The 7,058-nt window shown below is 57.0% G+C and carries 5 protein-coding genes; 3 read left to right on the top strand and 2 right to left on the bottom strand.

The window, feature by feature from the left end:
• Positions 1-262: 262 nt before the first annotated feature.
• Together nfo and RTM13_RS16475 are read right to left on the bottom strand one after the other, a co-directional pair.
• Positions 263-1,120, bottom strand: a complete 858-nt coding sequence (nfo, locus tag RTM13_RS16480) for a deoxyribonuclease IV (protein WP_312213333.1) — start codon at positions 1,118-1,120, stop codon at positions 263-265.
• 75 nt (positions 1,121-1,195) lie between these two features.
• The gene (locus RTM13_RS16475; RefSeq protein WP_312213331.1) at positions 1,196-2,242 is read right to left on the bottom strand and encodes a YeiH family putative sulfate export transporter; all 1,047 of its coding nucleotides are present in this window, start codon (positions 2,240-2,242) and stop codon (positions 1,196-1,198) included.
• A gap of 123 nt (positions 2,243-2,365) precedes the next feature.
• Here RTM13_RS16475 and yieE point away from each other — a divergent pair, with 123 nt between their 5' ends.
• The 3 genes from yieE (at position 2,366) to cirA (ending at position 7,032) form a co-directional block, all read left to right on the top strand.
• Entirely contained in the window at positions 2,366-3,232 is an 867-nt protein-coding gene (gene yieE, locus RTM13_RS16470) for a DNA-binding transcriptional regulator YeiE (RefSeq protein ID WP_312213329.1), read from the top strand.
• A 130-nt stretch (positions 3,233-3,362) separates the two neighbouring features.
• On the top strand, positions 3,363-4,832 hold the full coding sequence (locus RTM13_RS16465) for an amino acid permease (protein ID WP_312213327.1): 1,470 nt from the start codon (positions 3,363-3,365) through the stop codon (positions 4,830-4,832).
• Positions 4,833-5,049: 217 nt separating this feature from the next.
• Positions 5,050-7,032: a catecholate siderophore receptor CirA gene (gene cirA, locus RTM13_RS16460; protein ID WP_312213325.1), complete on the top strand. Its 1,983-nt coding sequence runs from the start codon at positions 5,050-5,052 to the stop codon at positions 7,030-7,032.
• Positions 7,033-7,058: the final 26 nt, after the last annotated feature.

Below are 7,058 nucleotides of genomic sequence, written 5' to 3'. Positions count from 1 at the left end.
CCGCGGGGATCGATAAGGGGGCCGCGGTGGCCCCCTTATCCCGTTCACGTGTGACACTCGTTATATGTTCTGCCCTGCATGAGGTGAACGGAACACATATACCAGAGTCACATATTTCCCTTTTCCCACAGCTTAACTGACAAACATTACAGCCCACGGGCTGCCCTTTTTTTGCGCCCGGTGGCGCTACGCTTACCGGGCCTACATGATCGTGCAGTTTGTAGGCCGGGCAAGGCGTTAGCCGCCGCCCGGCGTTCCTGTCTTAAACCGTGGCTGCCTGCACCTGCTGCGCCTTCAGCCACGCAATCTCTTCATCCCAGATATCTGAGTTAATGGTCTCGAGGATCAGCGGAATACCGTCGAAGCGGGTGTCCTGCATGATCCAGCTAAAGGCCTCGTGGCCAATATTGCCTTCGCCCAGGCTGTGGTGGCGGTCAACGCGGCTGGCAAAGGCGCTTTTGGCATCGTTGAGGTGCATTCCCCGTAAATACTGGAAGCCGACGATCCGCTCAAACTCGGCAAAGGTCTTTTCACAGGCCTCGCTGCCGCGCAGATCGTACCCCGCCGCAAAGGCGTGGCAGGTATCGATGCAGACGCCAACGCGGGATTTATCCTCCACGCCGTCAATAATCGCCGCCAGGTGCTCAAACTTAAAGCCGAGGTTGCTGCCCTGGCCCGCAGTGTTTTCAATCACCGCCGTGACGCCCTCGGTTTTATCCAGCGCAATGTTGATCGACTCGGCGATGCGCGCCAGGCACTCATCTTCCGGGATCTGCATCAGGTGGCTACCGGGGTGAAAGTTCAGCAGGGTCAGACCGAGCTGCTCGCAGCGCTGCATCTCATCAATAAAGGCCTCCCGGGACTTCTCCAGCGCCTCGGTTACCGGGTGCCCCAGGTTAATCAGATAGCTGTCGTGGGGCAGGATCTGGCCTGGACCAAAGCGGTGCTTTTCACAGGCGGCCTTAAACTCGGCGATGGTGGCGCGAGTGAGCGCGGCAGCCCGCCACTGGCGCTGGTTTTTGGTAAACAGGGCAAAGGCAGTGGCCCCGATCTCTGCCGCACGTACGGCGGCATTAGCCACGCCGCCCGCCGCGCTAACGTGCGCGCCAATAAATTTCATCTACAACTCCTGTAAAACCCGCAGGTAAAAGCAAAGGCGTATGATAGCGGGTTCGCGGCAGCAGAATGTATTGATTTATGCCATGACGTAATGAACCACCAGGTTGATGACGCCACCGCCGACGATCAGCCAGATAAAGAGCGTCAGCGCCATCAGCAGCGGCAGCGCCCCCGCTTTGCGAATTGCGCTAATGTGGGTGGTCACGCCCAGCGCCGCCATTGCCATCGCCAGCAGCAGGGTATCCAGCGTCACCAGCATACTGACCGCAGCTTTCGACAGCAGGCCGAAGGAGTTAAACACCGCCACCGCAATAAACAGGAGCGCAAACCACGGAATGGTGATTTTGCTGCGTTGACCCGCGTCAGCGGGGGCCAGCTGCTTTACGCGGGCAGCCAGCAGGATCAGGAACGGGGCCAGCATCATCACCCGCAGCATTTTAGCGATCACCGCTGCGCTCTCCGTCTCCGGGCTAACGGCGTGGCCTGCGGCAACCACCTGCGCCACCTCGTGCATGGTCGATCCTATATAGATGCCGTAGCTCTCTGGAGTAAACCAGTGCGCAAGCAAAGAATAGAGGGCAGGGTAGATGAAAATAGCCAGCGTGCCGAAAATCATCACCGTGGCGATGGCTACCGTGACCTTGCTGGATTCGGCTTTCAGCACCGGCTCGGTGGCCAGCACCGCCGCCGCGCCGCAGATGCTGCTGCCAGCCCCGATCAGCCAGCTGGTCTGTTTGTCGAGGCCGAAGACTTTCTGGCCCAGAAAACACGCCAGTAAAAAGGTACTGGAGAGCGTCAGCACGTCGATTATGATACCGCTGACGCCGACGTCAGCAATCTGTGAGAACGTCAGGCGAAAGCCGTACAGAATGATCCCCAGCCGCAGCAGGTGCTGTTTGGCAAACACAATCCCGCTCTCGCAGGGCCGCCCAATCTGCGGATAAAGGGTGTTACCGAGCACCATCCCGATTAAAATAGCCAGCGAAAGGGCGCTAAAACCGGCACCGGATACGGCAGGGATCGTGCCGCTCCACAGCGCTACGCCAGCCACGGCCGCGCTTAGCGCCAGGCCTGGAACAAGCTGCCCCACGCTACGATGATATTTTAATGTCAGTTCAGTCATAACCTTCTCCTCTGTTGGGATAAAAGGTTACGTTGGGCTGGTTTAAAAATAAAATTGATTATATATTTATAATTAATCTATATAAGTGGTAAGCAACCGCGCTTGCCTAACAGGATCGTGACCATGCATATCACCCTGCGCCAGCTGTCAGTTTTTGCTGAAGTGCTGAAAAGCGGCTCGACAACCCAGGCTTCCCAGATGCTGGCTCTCTCCCAGTCGGCGGTCAGCGCAGCCCTGACCGATCTTGAAGGACAGCTTGGCGTGCAGCTATTCGACCGGGTTGGCAAGCGGCTGGTGGTTAACGAGCATGGCCGGCTTCTCTATCCTCGCGCGCTGGCGCTGCTGGAGCAGGCTACGGAAATAGAGCAGCTGTTCCGTGAAGACAACGGCGCGATCCGCGTCTATGCCAGCAGTACGGTTGGTAACTATATCCTGCCGGAAATTATTGCCCGCTATCGGCGCGACTTTCCGGCGCTGCCGCTGGAGATGAGCGTGGGCAATAGCCAGGACGTGATTAACGCGGTAGCGGATTTCCGCGTCGACATTGGTCTTATTGAGGGGCCGTGCCATACCGCTGAGATCATATCCGAACCCTGGCTGGAAGATGAGCTGGTGGTATTTGCCTCTCCGGCCTCGCCGCTATTGCAGGGGGAGGTGACGCTGGATCGTCTCGCCAGCGCGCCGTGGATCCTGCGCGAGCGCGGATCCGGTACCCGGGAACTGGTTGATTACCTGCTGCTCTCCCACCTGCCGCAGTTTCATCTCGGCATGGAGCTGGGCAACTCGGAGGCCATTAAGCATGCGGTGCGCCACGGGCTGGGTATCAGCTGTCTGTCGCGGCGGGTGATTGCCGAGCAGCTGGAGACCGGTACGCTCAAGGAGATCGCTATTCCGCTGCCACGGCTGGTGCGTACCCTGTGGCGCATTCATCACCGGCAGAAGCATCTCTCTAACGCCCTGAAACGCTTTCTGCGCTACTGTGAAATATAAGAGCTTCTGTGCTTTACTTATAATCCGCTACCAATCATGAAGGTCTCTTATAACCGCATATTTGAGCCAGAAGGATAGGGTAACGTCTGCTACAATCCCGCCTTATTTTTTTGATGGATAGCATTTTCTTATGGTTTCCGATACTAAAACCACACAAGCGCCCACGCTTCGCCGTGAACTCAAGGCGCGTCACCTGACAATGATCGCCATTGGTGGATCTATTGGTACAGGCCTCTTTGTTGCCAGCGGCGCGACCATTTCCCAGGCGGGTCCTGGCGGCGCGCTGCTCTCTTATATATTGATTGGACTGATGGTTTACTTCCTGATGACCAGCCTCGGTGAGCTGGCGGCCTATATGCCGGTGTCCGGCTCGTTCGCGACCTATGGACAGAAGTATGTCGAAGAGGGCTTTGGCTTCGCGCTCGGCTGGAACTACTGGTACAACTGGGCGGTAACCATCGCCGTTGACCTGGTGGCTGCGCAGCTGGTGATGAGCTGGTGGTTCCCGGAGACGCCGGGCTGGATCTGGAGCGCGCTGTTCCTGGCCGCCATTGTTTTACTGAACTGGATCTCAGTGAAAGGCTTTGGCGAGGCGGAGTACTGGTTCTCGTTAATCAAGGTCGCCACCGTTATTATCTTTATCATCGTCGGTGTGATGATGATCCTCGGCATCTTCCACGGCGCAAAACCGGCTGGCTGGAGCAACTGGGGCATTGGCGACGCGCCGTTTGCCGGTGGCTTTGCCGCCATGATCGGCGTGGCGATGATTGTCGGCTTCTCCTTCCAGGGTACCGAGCTAATTGGTATCGCGGCGGGTGAGTCGGAAGATCCCGAGAAGAACATCCCGCGTGCGGTACGTCAGGTGTTCTGGCGTATCCTGCTGTTCTATGTATTCGCTATCCTGATCATCAGCCTGATCATTCCGTATACCGATCCGAGCCTGCTGCGTAACGATGTGAAAGACATCAGCGTCAGCCCGTTTACCCTGGTGTTCGAACACGCGGGCCTGCTCTCTGCGGCGGCAGTAATGAATGCGGTGATCCTGACGGCGGTGCTCTCGGCGGGTAACTCCGGCATGTACGCCTCCACGCGCATGCTCTACACCCTGGCCTGCGACGGTAAAGCGCCGCGTATCTTTGCCCGTCTCTCTAAGGGCGGCGTACCGCGTAACGCCCTGTATGCCACCACGGTGATTGCCGGACTCTGCTTCCTGACCTCAATGTTTGGCAACCAGACGGTTTACCTGTGGCTGCTCAATACCTCGGGCATGACCGGGTTTATCGCCTGGCTGGGAATTGCTATTAGCCACTACCGTTTCCGTCGTGGCTACGTTATGCAGGGTCATAACCTGAGCGATCTGCCGTACCGCTCGGGCTTCTTCCCGCTGGGGCCGATCTTTGCCTTTATACTCTGCCTGATCATCACTCTGGGTCAGAACTATCAGGCCTTCCTCGAAGACACCATTGACTGGGGCGGGGTCGCAGCGACCTATATCGGTATTCCGCTGTTCCTGATCATCTGGTTCGGCTACAAGCTGACTCGCGGAACGAAATTCGTTAGCTACAAGGACATGGATTTCCCGAAAAGATTTAACAAATAAATCCTTTCACTATCAAGCCCTTTCATTTTTAAAGGGCTTTTTTTTGCCCATAATTTCTCCATAAACCCTCTCCTTGACATAACTTTTAACAATTAAATTGATAATCATTATTATTTGCTTTATCGTTACGCTGTCTTCGCCAACGTAGCGGGGAGTAGATAAGACCTTGTGAGCAAAACTTCTTAGATTTGTTGTAGTTATCTCATGGAGAAATGGAATGTTTAGGTTGAATCCCATCGTGCGGGGAGGGCTTTGCGCGTCCGCAATGGCGCTGGCGCTGCCAGCTTTCGCAGTTGACAGCGAGTCTGACACCCTGGTCGTGACTGCCGCCGCCACGGAGCAAAATCTGAAGGATGCCCCGGCCAGTATTAGCGTTGTGACGCAGCAGGATCTGCAGCGCCGGCCGGTCAACAATCTGAAGGATGTGCTCCAGGACGTACCGGGCGTACAGCTCACTAACGAGGGCGACAACCGTAAAGGCGTCAGCATTCGCGGCCTGAGCAGCAGCTACACGCTGATCCTGATCGACGGCAAGCGTGTCAACTCGCGCAATGCGGTCTTCCGCCACAACGATTTTGACCTGAACTGGATCCCGGTGGATGCCATCGAGCGTATTGAAGTGGTACGCGGCCCGATGTCCTCACTCTACGGCTCCGACGCGCTGGGCGGCGTGGTCAACATTATCACTAAGAAGGTGGGTCAGCAGTGGACCGGTACGCTCTCGGCGGATACCACCATCCAGGAGAAACGCGATCGCGGCGATACGTACAATGGCCAGTTCTATACCAGCGGCCCGCTGGTGGATGGCGTGCTCGGCATGAAGGCCTTCGGCAGCGTGGCGAAGCGTGAGAAGGATAAGCAGGAGCCGTCAGACACCACCGCGACCGGTGAGACGCCGCGCATCGAAGGCTTCACCAGCCGCGACGCGAACGTAGAGTTTGCCTGGACGCCGTCCGAAAACCACGACTTTACCGCCGGATATGGCTTTGATCGCCAGGATCGGGATTCCGACTCCCTCGATCGTAACCGGCTGGAGCGTGAAAACTACTCTCTGAGCCACAATGGCCGCTGGGACGTCGGCACCAGCGAGCTGAAGTTCTATGGCGAGAAGGTAGATAATAAAGATCCGGGCAGCAAAGGCATTACCTCAGAAAACAATACAGTGGATGGCAAATATGTCCTGCCGCTGGAGATGATTAACCAGTTCGTGACCGTCGGCGGCGAGTGGCGTCACGACAAGCTCAAGGATCCCGTTAACCTGACCGGGGGGAGCAGCAGCAACACCTCCGCCAGCCAGTACGCGCTGTTTATTGAAGACGAGTGGCGTATTTTCGAGCCGCTGGCGCTGACCACCGGCATTCGTATGGACGATCACGAAACCTACGGGGATCACTATAGCCCGCGCGCCTACCTCGTTTATAACGCCACCGATACCGTGACCGTAAAAGGCGGCTGGGCCACGGCGTTTAAAGCACCCTCTCTGTTACAGCTCAGCCCGGACTGGGCCACCAACTCCTGCCGCGGCAGCTGTCGGATTGTCGGTAGCCCGGAGCTGAAGCCGGAGACCAGCGAAAGCTTTGAGCTGGGTCTCTACTACAGTGGGGAAGAGGGCTGGCTTGAGGGCGTGGAGGGCAGCATTACCACCTTCCAGAACGACGTTGACGACATGATCAGCATCAACCGTACCGCTGATGCGGCTGTCGCACCATCCTACTCGAATTTTGTTGGCTTCTACACCAACGCCAACGGTCAACGCGTGCCGACGTTCCGCTACTTCAACGTTAATAAGGCACGTATTCGCGGCGTAGAGACCGAGCTGAAGGTGCCGTTTGACGATGCCTGGAAGCTGACGCTGAACTACACCTACAACGACGGTCGCGATCTCAGCGACGGCGGCGATAAACCGCTGCAGGAGCTGCCGTTCCATACTGCTAACGGTACGCTGGACTGGCAGGCAAGGCAGGATTGGTCCTTCTACGTCTCCGGTAACTATACCGGTGAGAAGCGTGACGTGAGCAATACGGGCAAAACGCCGGGCGGCTACGTGATCTGGAATGCGGGCGGCGCATGGCAGGCGACGAAAAACGTCAAGCTGCGGGCAGGGGTACTCAACCTCACGGATAAGGATCTGAGCCGCGATGACTATAGTTATAACGAAGATGGTCGTCGCTATTTCATGGCCGTTGACTACCGCTTTTAATAGCGCATAAAAAGATGGGGGGTGCC

The organism is Pseudescherichia sp. (assembly GCF_031979925.1).
Lineage (GTDB): Bacteria > Pseudomonadota > Gammaproteobacteria > Enterobacterales > Enterobacteriaceae > Pseudescherichia.
This window is presented reverse-complemented; position numbering and strand designations above follow the sequence as displayed.

What these genes read in the sequence shown, in the direction of transcription:
- yieE (WP_312213329.1), top strand. Translation starts at nt 2,366, where the DNA reads ATGCATATCACCCTGCGCCAGCTGTCAGTTTTTGCTGAAGTGCTGAAA.
- RTM13_RS16475 (WP_312213331.1), bottom strand. Translation starts at nt 2,242, where the DNA reads ATGACTGAACTGACATTAAAATATCATCGTAGCGTGGGGCAGCTTGTT.
- cirA (WP_312213325.1), top strand. Translation starts at nt 5,050, where the DNA reads ATGTTTAGGTTGAATCCCATCGTGCGGGGAGGGCTTTGCGCGTCCGCA.
- RTM13_RS16465 (WP_312213327.1), top strand. Translation starts at nt 3,363, where the DNA reads ATGGTTTCCGATACTAAAACCACACAAGCGCCCACGCTTCGCCGTGAA.
- nfo (WP_312213333.1), bottom strand. Translation starts at nt 1,120, where the DNA reads ATGAAATTTATTGGCGCGCACGTTAGCGCGGCGGGCGGCGTGGCTAAT.